The sequence below is a fragment of the Parashewanella sp. 2210YD4-3 genome (genome assembly GCF_056591735.1).
Genome location: NZ_JBWQOG010000005.1, coordinates 122221 through 139013, shown reverse-complemented (window position 1 = coordinate 139013; position 16793 = coordinate 122221). Strand labels below are relative to the sequence as shown.

General features: G+C 39.5%; 16 protein-coding genes and 1 pseudogene. 12 read left to right on the top strand and 5 right to left on the bottom strand.

Annotated elements, in window-relative coordinates; translation table 11 throughout:
- Positions 1-22: 22 nt before the first annotated feature.
- Positions 23-2284 carry an ATP-dependent Clp protease ATP-binding subunit ClpA gene (gene clpA / locus AC1EU0_RS09515; protein ID WP_480302159.1) on the top strand — a complete coding sequence of 754 codons (2262 nt, stop codon included), beginning with the start codon at positions 23-25 and terminating at the stop codon, positions 2282-2284.
- Positions 2285-2359: 75 nt separating this feature from the next.
- Here the strand turns inward: clpA and infA are convergent, their stop codons facing one another.
- From infA to aat, 3 genes are all read right to left on the bottom strand, one after another.
- Positions 2360-2578: a translation initiation factor IF-1 gene (infA, locus tag AC1EU0_RS09510; protein WP_006081934.1), complete on the bottom strand. Its 219-nt coding sequence runs from the start codon at positions 2576-2578 to the stop codon at positions 2360-2362.
- 104 nt (positions 2579-2682) lie between these two features.
- The gene (locus tag AC1EU0_RS09505) at positions 2683-3414 is read right to left on the bottom strand and encodes an arginyltransferase (RefSeq protein WP_480302158.1); all 732 of its coding nucleotides are present in this window, start codon (positions 3412-3414) and stop codon (positions 2683-2685) included.
- Positions 3415-3417: 3 nt separating this feature from the next.
- Positions 3418-4122 carry a leucyl/phenylalanyl-tRNA--protein transferase gene (aat, locus tag AC1EU0_RS09500; RefSeq protein ID WP_480302157.1) on the bottom strand — a complete coding sequence of 235 codons (705 nt, stop codon included), beginning with the start codon at positions 4120-4122 and terminating at the stop codon, positions 3418-3420.
- A gap of 52 nt (positions 4123-4174) precedes the next feature.
- Here aat and AC1EU0_RS09495 point away from each other — a divergent pair, with 52 nt between their 5' ends.
- On the top strand, positions 4175-4642 hold the full coding sequence (locus AC1EU0_RS09495) for an outer membrane lipoprotein (protein WP_480302156.1): 468 nt from the start codon (positions 4175-4177) through the stop codon (positions 4640-4642).
- A gap of 277 nt (positions 4643-4919) precedes the next feature.
- Here AC1EU0_RS09495 and AC1EU0_RS09490 read toward each other — a convergent pair whose 3' ends face one another.
- The gene (locus AC1EU0_RS09490) at positions 4920-5282 is read right to left on the bottom strand and encodes a hypothetical protein (protein WP_480302155.1); all 363 of its coding nucleotides are present in this window, start codon (positions 5280-5282) and stop codon (positions 4920-4922) included.
- Positions 5283-5453: 171 nt separating this feature from the next.
- Between AC1EU0_RS09490 and AC1EU0_RS09485 the strand changes: the two genes are divergently transcribed.
- Together AC1EU0_RS09485 and AC1EU0_RS09480 are read left to right on the top strand one after the other, a co-directional pair.
- Positions 5454-6206, top strand: coding sequence for a Nif3-like dinuclear metal center hexameric protein (locus AC1EU0_RS09485; protein ID WP_480302317.1), 753 nt, complete (start codon positions 5454-5456; stop codon positions 6204-6206).
- Positions 6207-6313: 107 nt separating this feature from the next.
- Positions 6314-7414: an opioid growth factor receptor-related protein gene (locus tag AC1EU0_RS09480; protein WP_480302154.1), complete on the top strand. Its 1101-nt coding sequence runs from the start codon at positions 6314-6316 to the stop codon at positions 7412-7414.
- 29 nt (positions 7415-7443) lie between these two features.
- Here AC1EU0_RS09480 and metG read toward each other — a convergent pair whose 3' ends face one another.
- Complete coding sequence (metG, locus tag AC1EU0_RS09475) at positions 7444-9480, bottom strand: methionine--tRNA ligase (RefSeq protein ID WP_480302153.1); 2037 nt, start codon at positions 9478-9480, stop codon at positions 7444-7446.
- Between the two features lie 546 nt (positions 9481-10026).
- Between metG and apbC the strand changes: the two are divergent.
- The 8 genes and pseudogenes from apbC to AC1EU0_RS09435 form a co-directional block, all read left to right on the top strand.
- Positions 10027-10821: pseudogene (apbC, locus tag AC1EU0_RS09470) on the top strand (iron-sulfur cluster carrier protein ApbC); the annotation flags it as partial.
- 9 nt (positions 10822-10830) lie between these two features.
- Entirely contained in the window at positions 10831-11472 is a 642-nt protein-coding gene (udk, locus tag AC1EU0_RS09465; protein ID WP_480302152.1) for a uridine kinase, read from the top strand.
- 66 nt (positions 11473-11538) lie between these two features.
- Complete coding sequence (dcd, locus tag AC1EU0_RS09460; RefSeq protein ID WP_480302151.1) at positions 11539-12120, top strand: dCTP deaminase; 582 nt, start codon at positions 11539-11541, stop codon at positions 12118-12120.
- 2 nt (positions 12121-12122) lie between these two features.
- The gene (gene pabC, locus AC1EU0_RS09455) at positions 12123-12971 is read left to right on the top strand and encodes an aminodeoxychorismate lyase (RefSeq protein ID WP_480302150.1); all 849 of its coding nucleotides are present in this window, start codon (positions 12123-12125) and stop codon (positions 12969-12971) included.
- Positions 12968-13966 carry an endolytic transglycosylase MltG gene (mltG, locus tag AC1EU0_RS09450; protein ID WP_480302149.1) on the top strand — a complete coding sequence of 333 codons (999 nt, stop codon included), beginning with the start codon at positions 12968-12970 and terminating at the stop codon, positions 13964-13966. The genes pabC and mltG overlap by 4 nt, the downstream gene beginning before the upstream one ends.
- On the top strand, positions 13963-14598 hold the full coding sequence (gene tmk, locus AC1EU0_RS09445) for a dTMP kinase (RefSeq protein ID WP_480302148.1): 636 nt from the start codon (positions 13963-13965) through the stop codon (positions 14596-14598). The genes mltG and tmk overlap by 4 nt, the downstream gene beginning before the upstream one ends.
- A complete protein-coding gene (holB, locus tag AC1EU0_RS09440; protein ID WP_480302147.1) occupies positions 14586-15512 on the top strand; it encodes a DNA polymerase III subunit delta' in 927 nt (308 codons plus the stop codon). Before tmk ends, holB begins: the two co-directional genes overlap by 13 nt.
- Before the next feature lie 29 nt (positions 15513-15541).
- Positions 15542-16447 (top strand): class I SAM-dependent methyltransferase, encoded by a 906-nt coding sequence (locus tag AC1EU0_RS09435; RefSeq protein ID WP_480302146.1) that lies wholly within the window; start codon positions 15542-15544, stop codon positions 16445-16447.
- Positions 16448-16793: the final 346 nt, after the last annotated feature.

The following is a 16793-nucleotide window of genomic DNA, read 5'->3' as shown; positions in this document are numbered from 1 at the left end:
GGAATTTATTTTGGGGGCGCCTATGCTGAATAAAGATCTTGAAGTCACATTAAATGTGGCATTCCAACAAGCCAAAGAATCACGGCATGAATACATGACTGTTGAGCATTTATTGCTGGCGTTGCTGGACAATCCTTCCGCTCGTGAAGCATTAGTTTCATGTGGTGCTGATATTGAACGGCTTAGAAGTGAAGTGGAACGTTTCATCAATCAAACAACGCCGTTACTAACAGAACCCGAAATAGACAAAGAAACTCAGCCAACACTTGGTTTTCAACGTGTATTACAGCGTGCAGTATTCCACGTTCAATCTTCTGGTCGAAACGAAGTGACTGGTGCGAATGTTCTGGTAGCCATTTTTAGTGAACAAGAGTCACAAGCTGTTTATTTACTGCGTCGCTGTGACATCACTCGTTTGGATGTCGTCAATTTTATTTCTCATGGTGTGAGTAAATCAGATTCAGAAGATGGTTCAATTAGCTTTGAACCAACTGAAAACGAGACCGAGTCAGAAGAAGATACCAGTAAACTTGCGCAATTTACCACCAACCTTAATAAACAAGCTGAGCAGGGGATTATTGATCCTTTAATTGGTAGGAACTTAGAAATTGAGCGGACGATTCAAACATTATGTCGCCGCAGGAAAAATAATCCGTTATTAGTGGGCGAAGCCGGTGTTGGTAAAACAGCCATAGCCGAAGGACTAGCATATCTAATTCATTCGGATTCGGTGCCAGAAGTTATTAAGGGCGCCACAGTATACTCACTTGATTTAGGTGCATTGCTTGCGGGTACGAAATACCGCGGCGACTTTGAAAAGCGTTTTAAAGGCTTACTGAAAGAGTTAGCTGAAGATGAACATGCCATATTGTTTATCGATGAAATCCATACCATTATTGGCGCAGGTGCGGCTTCAGGCGGGGTTATGGACGCATCTAACCTTTTAAAACCGTTACTTTCTAGCGGAAATCTCCGCTGTATGGGATCTACGACTTTCCAAGAATTCCAAAATATTTTTGATAAAGATAAAGCCTTGGCTCGTCGATTCCAAAAAATTGATATCAGTGAACCTAGTGTTGCTGAGACTACTTTGATTTTGAAAGGCTTGAAACTTAAGTACGAAGAACATCATGCCGTTCGATATACTCAGTCAGCACTAAGTGCTGCTGCTCGATTATCAGCTAAGCATATTAACGACAGGCATTTACCAGATAAAGCTATTGATGTCATTGATGAGGCTGGTGCTCGCATGGCCATGCAGCCACAAAGCAAGCGTAAAAAAACCATCAGTGAAAGTGAAATCGAGGAAATTATCGCTAAAATTGCTCGAATTCCTGAAAAAACGGTTACGGCCTCTGACAAAGATTTACTCAAGAATCTTGAACGTAACTTGAAAATGGTGGTGTTTGGCCAAGATAAGGCTGTCGAATCACTATCATCAGCCATACGTCTATCTCGTAGTGGTTTATCGAATGAAACAAAACCTGTAGGCAGCTTCTTATTAGCGGGACCTACTGGTGTGGGTAAAACAGAAGTAACCAATCAATTGGCCTCGTGCTTAGGTATGAAGTTGGTTCGGTTTGATATGTCTGAATATATGGAAGCCCATGCTGTAGCACGTCTCATTGGTGCTCCTCCTGGTTATGTGGGTTATGAACAAGGTGGATTACTAACAGACGCGGTGATCAAACAACCCCATTGTGTAGTACTACTTGATGAGATTGAGAAAGCTCACCCCGATGTTTATAACTTGCTGTTGCAAGTGATGGATCATGGAACATTGACCGATAACAATGGTCGTAAAGCCGATTTTAGGAATGTCACTTTGGTGATGACGACTAACGCCGGTGTCCAAGAAACTCAAAAACAATCAATTGGTTTCCAACAGCAAGATCACAGTGCTGATGCTATGGCTGAAATTAATCGAGTGTTCTCACCAGAGTTTAGAAATCGCTTAGATTCAATAATATGGTTTAACCATTTAGATATGACAATTATTGCTAAAGTAGTTGATAAATTCTTAGTTGAGTTACAAGCTCAATTGGATGAAAAGTCAGTAACAATGATTGTTAGCGATGAAGCGAGAACTTTATTGGCTGAAAAAGGTTACGATAAAGCAATGGGTGCAAGGCCAATGGGACGTGTGGTTACAGAGTTGATCAAACGACCATTATCAGATGAAATCTTGTTTGGTGAGCTTGAGTCAGGCGGTACAGCATTTGTAGATGCCAAAGATGGTGAAATAGTTGTGACAGCTAAAAGTAAAGAAAGGCTTTTAAATTAAGCACCAGTCTAATACATAAAAACCCGGCTTGGCCGGGTTTTTTTATACTAGAAATTAGTATCTAGAGAAGTCTAATTAGCGTGCGCGGAATACGATACGGCCTTTAGTTAAGTCGTAAGGAGTCAATTGCACGGTAACTTTGTCTCCAGTAAGAATGCGGATGTAGTTCTTGCGCATTTTTCCAGAAATGTGTGCAATCACAACGTGACCGTTTTCAAGTTCTACACGAAACATTGTGTTTGGCAAGGTCTCAAGGATTGTGCCTTGCATTTCAATGTTGTCTTCTTTCGCCATTAATTAAGTATCCCATTAGCCTTCAAATATAAAATCGGGCGTATCATGCCCCAATTTCTGATGTAAGTAAAGAGGTGGTGAGTAAAACATGAACTCTAACCTGTTTAACTACTAGAGAGTTCCTCTTGAATCAGCCAACCAGCATCAGTCAATAATTGATAAGGCTGATATTTTGTTTTGTAGTTCATTTTTCGGCAGTCATTAATTTGGTAACCAAGATAAACATAGTCTCTGTTTAATTGTTTAGCTAACTCGATAGTGAGCACAATCATATAACTACCCAATGAGTACTTATGGTAATCAGGATCAAAAAAGCTGTAAATCGCACTTACACTCTTATCCAAAAGGTCAATAACAGCGACTCCAATCAACCTTTGGTTGTCGTAAACTTCAATATAATTATCAGGAAGCCAATCACATAATAAAAATTGCTCAAATTGTTCAGAAGAAGCAGGATACATAGAGCCATCTCTATGGCGTTCATTTATGTATTTTTCGTATAGAGGGTAATAGTTGGGTTTTACTTCAGTTGAATGATGCCATGAAAACTTTTGATTTTGTTTGGAGGTTCTTTTTTGACGTCGAGAAGGTTTAAAGTCAGCGGCTGGAATTCGTATCGACTGACAAGCAGAGCAATTTGGGCAATGAGGTTTATAAATCGCATTACCACTGCGACGGAAACCAAGCCCTAACATACGCTCATATAAACCAGGTTCGACAACAGTATCTGTTAAAGTGAGTAATTGTTCTTTTTGGTTTTCAAGGTAGCTGCAGGGAAAGGTTTGAGTTAATCCTAAATATATGGCGTTTTCTTTTGGTGGTGTTTCTTCACTCATGCATTACTCCCTCCATACCGCAGGTTGCCAACAATTTGCAGTGGTGTTTTGATCTCTTAATACTGATAATAGCTGGGTAAAGTCTTTTCGTGATATTTCTTTAGCTCCCATACTGAGCAAGTGTGGATTCATTAGCTGTGTGTCCAACAACTCGTAACCAGAATCTTGCAAGTGTTTATCTAAAGCTATCATAGCTATTTTTGAAGCATTAGTTTTGGTGTGAAACATTGATTCTCCACAAAAAACTCTACCCATTTCGATACCGTACAAACCACCTATAAGAATTTCATCTTCCCAAACCTCGATTGAGTGCGCATGACCTAAGCGATGAAGTTGGATGTAGGCTTGTTCAATAGTTTTTGTTATCCAAGTGCCTTGCTCATTAGCTCTAAGTTTAGCGCATTGATGGATTACTTGGTCAAAAGCATGATTGATGGTAATTTTCCAATTATGCTTTCGGTTAAATTTGGCTAAACTTCTGCTTATATGGATCTGACTGGGAATAATGATGGCTCTTGGATCGGGTGACCACCATAGAATTGGGTCGTCATCGTTAAACCAAGGGAAAATACCATTATAATAAGCTTTAAGCAGGCGCTTGGGACTTAAATCTCCTCCAACAGCAAGTAAGCCATTTGGCTCTTCAAGAGCGCAATTGACTGGTGGGAAGTTATCAGTTTCATCAGATAAAAAAGTTAATGATTGCAAAGTCGTATGTAATTAGAGTCAACGATATTTATAACTTAACGGAATTCACCTTATGTTAAAACCCATAAACTATTTTCTCTTTACGTTATTAATACTGGCTAGCCATGCTTTTGCCGGCCCGTATGACAGAAACACTGCTCAGCCCGTTGAAAAAGTGGTCTACGGTGGTGTTATTTCAGTTAGAAACATCACAAAGCAGGAATTGATTGAAGACAAGAATCAAGGCTGGAGAACTTTTGGTGGCGCATTGCTTGGAGGCGTCTTAGGCAATCAATTTGGCAAAGGTTCAGGTCGTGATGTAGCAACGGCGTTAGGAGCAATTATTGGTGGCAGCATGGCTCGTAATCATCGCCAACCTGAATACCGAACATATCAACTTGTTGAATTAATGATTAAACAGGATGATGAGCAGACTGTCAGAGTGATTCAAGATCTTGATCCTGGAATGTTATTTCATCCTAAAGATAGAGTGAGAGTTATTTATTTAAAAGGGTTTGTGAGAGTAGATATCGCTATGTGATCTAAGTTAACCTGAGTTCTGCATAAGCAATCGACTACAGACAGCTACTTATGCGTATTTCTGCGTTAGAACAGTCCGAAATAGGCTGGCTATTACGAACTGTCCCGCCTTGAACTACACAAAATTAGCCGCACAGTAGATTGAATTTATATTTTATCTCTAAAAACAAAACAGTACTGATTTCTTTTTACAGAGCTCAGGTAAAGTTATCAAAAACAAGTAATAAAAAACCTCCTAATTTGGAGGTTTTTTATTTAAGAGGTTCGATTAAACTGAATTAGAACCCTCTTGGAAGTGTTACTGTACCGCGTAAAGACAGCAAATAGTCTAACCAATATTCTTTAGGTAATTTACCTTCAACAGCTTTGGTGTCTTTTTTTGCAGATTTTTTGGCTGGAGCCTTTTTTTCTGCTTTTGGCTTAGCTGTTTTTTCTGACTTTTCTGTTTTTGCGGCTTCAGCTGGTTTAGCTTCAGAGTTAAACGAGGCAAGCATAGCTTCAAGTTCACTGAATCTTAACGACTTCCCACCATCAATTTTATACCAGCTTCCTTTCTGTTCTATGGTTACATCACGGCCTTCGCGTTGTTTAATCGCTGCCGTAAGTGCTGAGATAGTTTCTTCTTTGCTTAGTGTCGCCATGGGTTATAACCTATTTGTTGATAAACTGTTATAAAACAATTGGGTGATTTTAGCGTTTATTGATGGAAAAAGTCCAATTTCCCGTTCTGATCGATGATTTTGGACTCAATTTGGCAGTATTTGCGTGCTACTATTTCAAAATATCTCAGCGAATGGATAAAGAATAGAATGATCACTCGTGAAAAATTAATTAATTATTTGGATAGTTATTTACAAGCTTTTAAGTTCAAAGACTATGCACCTAATGGACTTCAAGTTGAGGGAAAAGATAATATCTCAACCATTATTACTGGTGTTACCGCAAGCCAAGCATTAGTCGATGCTGCAATTGATAAACAAGCAGATGCCGTATTAGTTCACCATGGTTACTTTTGGAAAGGGGAGCCTCAAGTAATCACTGGTATTAAACATAAACGAATAAAAGCATTGCTTGAACACGATATCAACTTGATAGGTTACCACCTTCCGTTAGATGCTCACTCCGAAGTTGGTAACAATGTTCAACTAGGAAAAAAGCTTGGGCTGGAAGACATCGAAATCGTTGAATCTGTATCACAAGATTTACTGTGGAAAGGGAAGCTAAGTGAGCCAACACCTGTTAATGACTTTCAGGCAAAACTCGCTAAGACATTAAACAGAGAACCCCTTCATATTGGTGAGAAAAATCAAAACATTCAATCCATTGCTTGGTGTACAGGAGGGGCGCAAGATTATATTGATGTCGCGGCTCAGTTAGGTGTTGATGCCTATATAAGCGGAGAAGTTTCTGAGCGGACTTTCCATAGCGCTGTTGAGCAAAATATTCATTACTTTTCAGCGGGTCATCACGCTACTGAGCGATTCGGCATTCAAGCTCTTGGAGAGCACTTAGCTAATCAATTTGGTCTATTTCATCAATTTGTTGATATTCCGAACCCTGTTTAAGATACACATGCTACCAGCTGGTTAGAAAGTTAAATTTTGTTCATTATTAACAACCGAAAAACCATTCTTGGTAAATTATCCTGAATTTAATCGATTTCGGATGAGTTATGAGCGGCTTTATAGTCCATTTGGAGAGCACCAACTCTTGTTTAGCATTAACAAGGAGCGTTTCTGAGTCTGAAATTCTTACGGTGAAACAAGATCACACAGAATCTTCCCTTGAGATAACATTGGATAAAGGAGAAAAGCTTAAAGATTGGTTTTGTGGTACATGCAAAGGTCAAGCAATCCAAGCGATCTACGATGTGACTCATGCTAAAACAGCCCAGCCAGCAATATACGCTATGGCTAGATTAATGCGTTATGTTGGGGCTGATTTTCAAAACAATTTTAAGATAACGCTTGCAAACGAAGATCACTACCAATTTACGGTTATTGTTGATGATAGCCAAATGGAGCTAAACAAACATTTACCATGGCACTCTGTAGAGCAGAATGGATATGATGAAACTGCGAGTGTGCCATCACCCGATGATGAATCAAGTCGTCTTCTTGCACCTTCTCAGACTAGAGTAGAAAAGCACTTAAGGCCTAAAATAAGCTCAATAAAGAGTCGCTCAGTTGTAGATGAACTGGAAATGACTAAGCATTGGCTGTTGTGTTTAAAGGATCAAAGCCGTATCGCTCTAGGTATTCGTTATTCGTTTGAGCAAATTAAGGTTATGACTAACGAAGAGCTAGAACAGAATAAAATTTATATGTATGCACTATTCCCTTGTAGCGAAGCTCGTGAAAGTTATTCTTTAGCAGCATTACTCACTATGCCTATGGCAGTTGAAATCCAAGAAAGCCAAACTTTACAAAAGCGTGTTGCCGAGCGGCTAGATTTCATGTTGACGCATTGGGGATTACAACGATATGGAAACGCTATTTATATAGCCAACGATACAATGGCTCAATTTACATGGAAAAAGCCTAAATACGACCACAATATGCCTAGAATAACCTTGGTACTTCAGTTTTTGAAACAAGTAGGTTTTGAAGATTGTGCGAATAATTTCTATCGTTTACTCATTGACAGCTTGCCTATAAACCAAGCAGAGGGAAAGGCTCGTAGCAAATTGCAGGAGGTTAAAGATAATTGGGGGCAGAAACTACTGGCGAAAAACGCAGGTTTTAAGCAGTTAAATTTTTCAGAAAGGGCTTAGTCAATCAAGCCCTTTATCTTGATAGTAAATTATTTTACTCTCATACCTGGTTGTGCGCCCTCATGTGGTTCTAAAATCCAAAGATCCTTCCCACCTGGGCCAGCAGCTAATACCATGCCTTCAGAAATACCAAATTTCATCTTGCGTGGAGCAAGGTTAGCGACCATAACGGTAAGCTTACCTTCTAAGTCTTCAGGATTGTAAGCCGACTTAATACCTGCTAATACTTGTTTAGTCTCGCCGCCTAAGTCCAATTGGAACTTAAGCAGCTTATCAGCACCTTCAACATGTTCAGCTTTTACGATTTTCGCAATACGAAGATCTAACTTAGCAAAATCATTGAACTCAATCGTGTCTGATATTGGGTCATCAGCAAGAGGACCTGTTACTTCTGGTTCAGCTGGAGCAGCCGTAGCTTCTAAATGTTCTTTAGAGGCTTCCACCATTGTATTGACTTTATCCATTTCGATACGTTGCATCATAGGTTTAAAAGCATTGATTTCATGGTTAGCAAAATCAGCATCTAGGCTATCCCAAGTTAGCTCCACATTCATGAATGCTTCAACATCTTGTGACAGACGTGGAAGAACAGGCTTCAAATAAGTCACCAGAATTCGGAATAGGTTTAGTGCGGTACTACAAACTTGGTGAGCTAGAGGAAGTTTGTCTTCGTCTTTAACCAATTTCCAAGGTTCCATTTCAGCAACGTAAGCATTAGCAATGTCAGCCAGTGCCATGATTTCACGCATGCCTTTACCAAGCTCACGCGCTTCATAGCATTCAGCAATCGCATCTTTTTTAGCAATGAATTGCTCGATAAGTGCTTTATCTTCGATATCCGCTAACTTGCCATTAAAACGTTTCTTGATAAAACCAGCGGTGCGAGAAGCTAGGTTAACTAACTTACCCACTAAGTCAGAATTCACACGTTGGGCAAAATCTTCTAGGTTTAAATCTAAATCATCGATACGGCTATTTAGCTTGGCTGCATAGTAGTAACGTAGGTACTCAGGGTCTAAATGCTCAAGATAAGTACGAGCTTTAATAAAGGTCCCTTTAGATTTGGACATCTTGGCACCATTAACGGTAACAAAGCCATGTACATAAACGTTATTTGGCTGACGGTATCCAGAACCTTTAAGCATTGCTGGCCAGAATAAGCTATGGAAATACATGATGTCTTTACCGATGAAGTGATACACTTCGGCATTAGAGTCTTGCTTCCAGAACTCGTTGAAATCTAAGTCGCCACGCTTGTCACAAAGGTTTTTAAATGAACCCATGTAACCGATAGGCGCGTCTAGCCAAACGTAGAAATACTTACCTTCAGCACCAGGTATTTCGAAACCGAAGTAAGGTGCATCACGAGTGATATCCCATTGTTGCAAGCCTTGATCAAACCACTCATTGAGTTTGTTTGCCATTTCTTGCTGTAGAGAACCCGAGTGAGTCCACTCTTTCAGCATATCTTCAAATGCGGGTAAATCGAAGAAAAAGTGCTCAGTATCTTTCATTACTGGTGTAGCACCAGAAACCGCGGATTTAGGATTGATTAGATCGGTTGGGCTGTAGGTTGCGCTACAGACGTCACAGTTATCACCGTATTGTTCTTCAGCTTTACACTTAGGGCAAGTGCCTTTAACAAAGCGGTCAGGTAAGAACATGGATTTCTCAGGATCGAATAGCTGAGAAATGGTACGAGTTTTAATGTAACCGTTTTCTTTTAACTTAAGATATATCTCACTCGCCAGAGCTTTGTTTTCTTCACTGTGAGTGGTGTGGTAGTTGTCAAAAGCGATTCTAAAATCGGCAAAATCTTCCTCATGTTCTTTTTGAACAGCAGCAATCATTTCTTCTGGCTTAATACCCATTTGTTGGGCTTTAAGCATGATTGGCGTGCCGTGGGCATCGTCAGCACACACAAAGTGACATTCATGGCCACGAAGTTTTTGATAACGTGTCCAAATATCGGTTTTAATGAAACCAAGCATGTGCCCTAAATGGATAGAACCATTGGCATAAGGAAGTGCATAAGTCGCTAAGATTTTGCGTTTAGTGTCAGCCATTTTCTTCTTTCGTATAAATATTTCTTACAATTGCTGGCATCTTAACTGATGTGCTTGAATTTTTCATTAATGAAAGTGGATTAGGCGCTGATTTGTTACCTTGATAAATATACATTCAGAGGCCGTTCCCAATTAGATTTTTGATTTGCTGCAGTTAATTTTTTAGGTTAAACAAGGCGGAAAATGTGAAATGTAGTCATTCTACATGAGCATTTTTCAACGAAGTTTAAGCAAAAAAGGAACGCAGCCCTTTGGGTTACGCCTAAAATTGGCAAACTCTTCGTTACTCAGATTTTGTTTAGTTCACTAAACTTCAATCTTCGTGCCTTGAGTTTGCCGATTTCAGGCAGTAACAAATCAAAAAATCTTTAATTGGAAACGGCCTCTAGAAAAACAAGACAATTTATTGATGTGTTCGCTCTAAAAATAATCTCTTAGCAAGACGAATATCACGTTTATCTGGTAAACTTGGGCAAATTTTTTTGCGAGTTGCACTTACGCTCTATGAACTCATCAAATCAGGCTTCTTCTCCTTTATTGCAGTCGGTTAAACATGTCATTGCCATTGCATCAGGTAAAGGTGGTGTGGGTAAATCAACCACAACGGTAAATCTTGCCTTAGCCATGGCGAAAGCTGGTGCCAAAGTTGGTATTTTAGATGCGGATATTTATGGTCCATCCATTCCTTTAATGCTAGGAATTGAAGATTTTAAACCTGATGCTGTTGGTGATAAGAAAATGACAGCCGCATCCGTTCATGGCATTGCCGCTCAGTCTATCGGTTTTTTGATAAACAGCGAGGATGCTGCTATTTGGCGGGGGCCGATGGCAGCAGGGGCATTAACCCAGTTAATGAATGAAACGGCGTGGCCTGAACTGGATTATTTGTTTGTAGATATGCCTCCGGGAACGGGAGATATACAGTTAACGCTTTCTCAAAAAGTGCCGTTAACGGGTGCTGTTATTGTTACGACTCCTCAAGATGTAGCCTTATCTGATGCTCGCAAGGGTATTCAAATGTTCCAAAAGGTGAATGTGCCTATCTTAGGGGTTGTAGAGAATATGAGTTTTCATATATGTAGCCAATGCAATCATCAAGAACATATTTTTGGTGAACAAGGTGGTAAGCGAACCGCAGAGCAATATCAAGTTCCATTTTTGGGAGCATTGCCGTTACAACTAAGTATACGCGAAGCCATGGATATGGGTAAACCAACCTTGGTTTCACAACCAGATTCAACCGTTAGTGATTTATATATTCAGATTGCTAACCAAATAATAAAGCAAGTTGCAACGCAGCAACAATCCAGTGTCTCTATTAGTATTTCAGATGATGAGTAAGGTATAAGTATGAATTCTCAGCAGTGTGTGATCATCGCTATCGCAGGAGCTTCAGCCTCAGGAAAGAGTTTAATTGCAAGGACGATTTTTGATGAACTTAGACGTGATCTAGGAACCGATCAAATTGCGGTAATTAACGAAGATGCCTTCTATCATGACCAAAGCCACATGACCATGGAGGAAAGAGTTAAAACTAACTATGACCACCCTCAATCTATGGATCATGCTTTGCTTAGAGAGCACCTTTTAGAGCTAAAAGCAGGAAAAGATATTGAAATTCCACAGTACTGCTATGTTACTCATACTCGAAAGCCTGATGAAACTATCCATATCACTCCTAAGAAAGTGATCATTCTAGAAGGTATTTTGTTACTAACTGACCCTAAGTTGCGTGAGCTTTTTGATGCAAGCGTGTTTATGGATACTCCACTAGATATTTGTTTCTTACGTCGTTTGCAACGTGATGTAGAAGAGCGCGGACGCACCATGGAGTCTGTTATTTCACAATATAAAAAGACTGTTCGACCTATGTTTATGCAGTTTATTGAACCATCTAAGCAATATGCTGATATTATTGTTCCAAGAGGCGGAAAAAACCGTATTGCAACAGATATTTTAAAGGCCAGAATCCAGCATTTATTGGCAAAGTAACACATTAGCTCAAGCCATCGTGATAGCAGTGGGACACTTTATTTAGCACAAGGAATTTAATTAAAAATGCGTTTAACTGATATTGAAATCGAAAAAGCCTTAGATAACCAAGAAATTATTATTACTCCAAGACCTGAGCCAGAAGCAATTTCTGGAGTCAGTATGGATGTTCGTCTGGGTAATCAGTTTCGTGTTTTTAAAGATCATACAGCGCCATTTATCGACCTAAGTGGCCCTAGTGCTGATATGCAAGAAGCTCTAGATAGAGTAATGAGCGAGCAAATAGATATTCCTGATGGGGAAGCATTCTTTCTTCACCCTGGAGAGTTAGCGCTCGCTGTTACTTATGAAAGTGTGACTTTACCCGCTGATATTGTTGGTTGGTTAGACGGACGTTCATCATTAGCTCGACTTGGTTTAATGGTGCACGTTACCGCTCATCGAATTGATCCCGGTTGGCAAGGTAAGATTGTTCTAGAGTTCTATAACAGCGGAAAATTGCCTCTGGCTTTAAGACCAAATATGACTATTGGTGCTTTAAACTTTGAGCGACTATCCACACCAGTGGCTAGGCCATACAACAAGCGCAAAAGTGCTAAATATAAAGATCAACAAGAGGCTGTAGCCAGTCGTATTAGTCAGGATTGATAATGCAAAAAGTGTGGATTAATGGTCAGAGCCATTCTGACTCGCAGGGAAAGCATTGCAATGCCTTTGACCGAGGACTAACCTACGGCGATGGTATGTTTGCAACTATGCGTGTAGATGCACAAGGAAAGATCCAATTTTTTGATACTCATATTGAGCGGCTTACACAAGCCGCTTTTCGCTTAAACTTCACGGTCGAAAATCATCATTGGAAACCAAGTGCAGACTTGATAAGTTTGCTAAAACAAATTGCTGCTGAACATCCATCTCATGGAATAAAGATTCTCATTAGTCGTGGTGAGGGTGGAAGAGGCTATCAAGCTCCTGAAGCAACAAAAGTAACAGAGCTTATATCCACTTTCTTGATACCAGAACATTATTCAAAGTGGCAACAACAAGGTATAAAGCTTTGCAGTTCTGAAATCAGATTGGCTAAGCAACCTTTATTAGCAGGCATAAAACACCTAAATCGATTAGAGCAAGTGTTAATTAAATCTCAATGGTTGTCTGATGAGTTTCAAGACTGGTTAGTCATGGATTATGACGAGCATATTGTTGAGTCATCTATGGCAAATGTCTTTTTCTTTGACGGTGACAAATGGCTGACTCCTGACTTATCACAAAGTGGGGTTTCAGGCGTGATGCGCGCGCAAGTTATTCAGCAACTACTTGAACTTGGCTTTAATGTAGAAGTTACAAAAATTCCAAAACAGCAATTATCAGAATTCCAACACGCTTTTATCTGTAATAGTTTATTTGGTGTGGTGGATCTCGTTCAAATAGATGAACAACTATATTCAATCAACCCTGTTACGGCCGAAATAAGAACGCGGTTAGGAGTTTGGTTATGAAATGGTTGAAAGTAGTACTCTTATTGATGCTTGCAACAGCTGCAGGCAGTTTATTCATAATTAAGCATCAAGTTGATACGTACATGGAATCACCCATGAGTGTATCTAAAGCTAGGGAGTTATGGGTTGAGTCGGGAGCTTCCTTGAATGGCACCTTACATAAACTAAGCAGGCAAGGTGATCTAAAAGATATTTGGAAGTTTAAGCTTTTCCTAAAGATTAATCCTCAACTACAGCGGGTTCAAAAAGGGGTTTATCAACTGACCCCACGAGATACTCCATTATCTTTAATTGAAAAATTAAGCACAGGGCAAGTAAAACAATATCGTGTCACCTTGCTAGAAGGCCATACGATTAAAGAGTGGCTACAGTTACTAAAACGACAACCAAGACTTGTAGTTGATGATGATGTTTTTATGCAAGTTTTAGCGTTAAATGGAGACAATGCGGATAAGCCAGAAGGTAAGTTCTTTCCAGATACTTATCAATATACTTCTGCAACCAAGTTGGTAGACATTCTCAATCAAAGCTACAAAAAAATGCAGTTTGAGTTAGAAAGGATTTGGAAAAACCGTGCAACCAACGTTGAAGTTAAGTCACCATATGAATTACTAATACTCGCATCTATCATAGAAAAAGAAACAGCGAAAGCTAGTGAGCGTGACATTATTTCTGCTGTATTTAATAACCGATTAAGAAAAAGAATGCGCTTACAAACTGACCCTACTGTAATTTACGGTATGGGTGATAAGTTTAATGGCAACATTACGCGTAAAGATTTAAGAAAAAAGACACCATATAATACATATAGGATTAACGGATTACCTCCAACGCCTATTGCTGCACCAAGCCTAGCTTCGATTCAGGCGGCTGCACATCCTGCTGATGTAAATTACTTATATTTTGTTTCGAGAAACGACGGGAGTCATATCTTCTCGAAAACATTAAAACAGCATAATAGAGCTGTTAACCAGTATCAGAGAAATAAAAAATGACAGAAGAACAAGGCAAATTTATTGTAATTGAAGGCCTTGAAGGTGCAGGAAAGTCTAGCGCCATCAATCTAGTTCGCGATTATATTGAAAAGCATACAGGCCAAACGATAGTTTGCACTAGGGAGCCGGGTGGTACGCCACTGGCTGAAAAAATGAGAGACCTTGTAAAAGTAGCTGATGATAGTGATCCTTTATGTGATGAGTCCGAATGTTTATTAATTTACGCCGCTAGAGCTCAGTTAGTCGCTAATGTGATCAAACCAGCTCTATCTGATGGAAAATGGGTGGTTGGCGATAGGCATAATCTGTCTTCTTTGGCCTATCAAGGCGGCGGTCGTGGTTTATCGAGCTTGGTTAATTCATTAAGTGAAATTACTTTACAAGGGTTTAAACCCGATCTGACTTTATATTTAGATATTGATCCAAAGCTTGGATTATCGAGAGCGGCTAATCGAGGCGCATTAGATAGAATAGAACAACAGAAAATTGATTTTTTTCAGCGAGCAAGAGAAAGGTATCTACAAGAAGCGGCGAAAGATGAGTCAATCTATGTGATTGATGCAAGCCAAAAAATTACCGAAGTTCACAAAGACATTATTAGCGCACTACAGGCGATGCCATGGTTAAACTAACTCAACTTACTTGGCTGGACGATGCAAGGCAGGTATTTTATCGCCAGCTCAACAGCGATAGCGTACCTCACGCTCAATTGCTTGGTATCGAATCTGGCTATGGGGCTGAGTTACTGTTGTCACATCTTTCACAAACAGCATTATGTGAAAAACCAACCTCGAATGGTGGGTGTGGTTTCTGTCGACCTTGTCATTTAGTTGAGGCAGGAAACCATCCTGATTTACACATTATCAAACCTGATGGCAGCCAAATTAAGGTGGACCAAATAAGGCAGCTTTGTCAGAAGCTAGCAACAACAGCTCAACAAAATGGAAGAAGAGTTGCTGTTATTCAGCATAGCGAAAAGATGAACCAAGCTGCAGCTAATGCTCTACTTAAAACTTTAGAAGAACCCGGAGATGATACTTTAATATTGTTGCAAACCGACTCACCAAGTTTATTAATGCCAACCATCTCCAGTCGTTGTCAAAAAATGGCCATTAAGAAACCAAGTAAAAAGCAAATACTTGACTGGCTGAGTAAGCACTCTGATATCAAAGGAGATGCGACTTGGTGTATTCCTTTGGTTGGTGGGCCATTAGAATTATTAACGGCATTTGAATCTGGCCATTATCAGGCATTGTTGAATTATCGAAATGCATGGTCAGAAAGTTTAACATTAGGTCATTTGAGTCAGGCTTTTATAGCGACTAATGAGCAAGATATCGTTGATGCCTTAGATGTCCTTTATTTGGTGCTTAGACAATTCATTTTGCAAGGGAAGTTTAGTGATGCTTTGTTACAATCAAGCGTCATTGCTTTGTCTGCTGAAGTGATGCAAGTTCGGCAAAAGCTTACTATGATGAGTAACATCAATGCCTCAGCGTTATGTCAACAATTCCTAATCAAATATCGCCATTTAGTTAACTCTTAATTACTTATTATTTTTGGATTACTCAGTCGATGCAGTCTTTTCTAGAGTTCATTAAACAGCTTGAGATCCCTCAAGATACACAAAGATTATTTCATGGTCGAGGAGGAAAGTACCCTCAATCAGAACATTTGTGTTTGGATTGGTTCGAACCTGTTTTGTTAATGACGAGCTTTAAACCTATAGAGGTTAGTGAGCTTGAGCAAATAGTGAATGCCATCAAGCAAAGGTGGCAGCAGCTAGCTGAAGAAACACCCTTAAATTTGGTTTATCAGTTTCGTTCTGGTTTAGGCACTGAGACGCAGCTGATAAGTGGTGAAGTTCCCGAATCTCATGTTGTCACCGAAAACGGTAATAGGTTTAACGTTCATCTATTAAAAGGGCAGAATCACGGTCTTTTTCTGGATATGAGAAATGGTCGACAGTGGGTACAGCAAAATGCCCAAGGTAAAAAAGTACTTAATTTATTTGCTTATACCTGTGGTTTTTCAGTTGCAGCGTTAGCTGGTGGTGCCCAGTCAGTGGTTAATATTGATATGAGTAAAGGTGCGCTTTCAATTGGTAAGCGTAATCATAACTTCAATGACTTTGTGGGAAATGCGAGCTTTTACGGTCATGATATTTTTAAGTCTTGGGGTAAGCTAAAAAAGCATGGACCGTACGATCTAATTATTGCTGATCCGCCAAGTAATCAAAAAGGCTCGTTTGTTGCTACTAAAGACTATATTCGACTACTACGTCGATTACCTGAACTCATGTCAGAGCAATGCGAACTATTGTTGTGTTTAAATGCTCCAGAGTTATCACCAGACTTTTTAAAGCAACAAGTCGAAGAGTCTATCAGTGATTTAATCTTTGTTGAACGTGTTGCAAATCCTGCCGTTTATGAAGATATTGATGAAGAAAAATCGTTAAAGGTATTCCATTACAAAAAATAAAACTGAAAGTCTTTCAACTTTTTTTGATAAATAAGTGTTGTTTGATACACGAAACACACAATGCGCTTACAAAACTGAAAGTTATCTGTAATTTTTGTTTTGGTGTTGCTATAATCCGTAACAACAAAAGCATAAAGATAATCTTTGTACCTAAATATCTTCGGAGCAGCAAATGGCAAACTATGAAAATCATGAAGCTTATTACCAAATCAAAGATGAAGTAATCAGCACGTTACCTCTAGATGAGTCACTTGTTCAAACAGAAGAGCAAGATTAATAACAATAATTCAATAAAAAAGCCCGCATCTCGCGGGTTTTTTTATGTCTGGATAAAACAGTTCTTTAC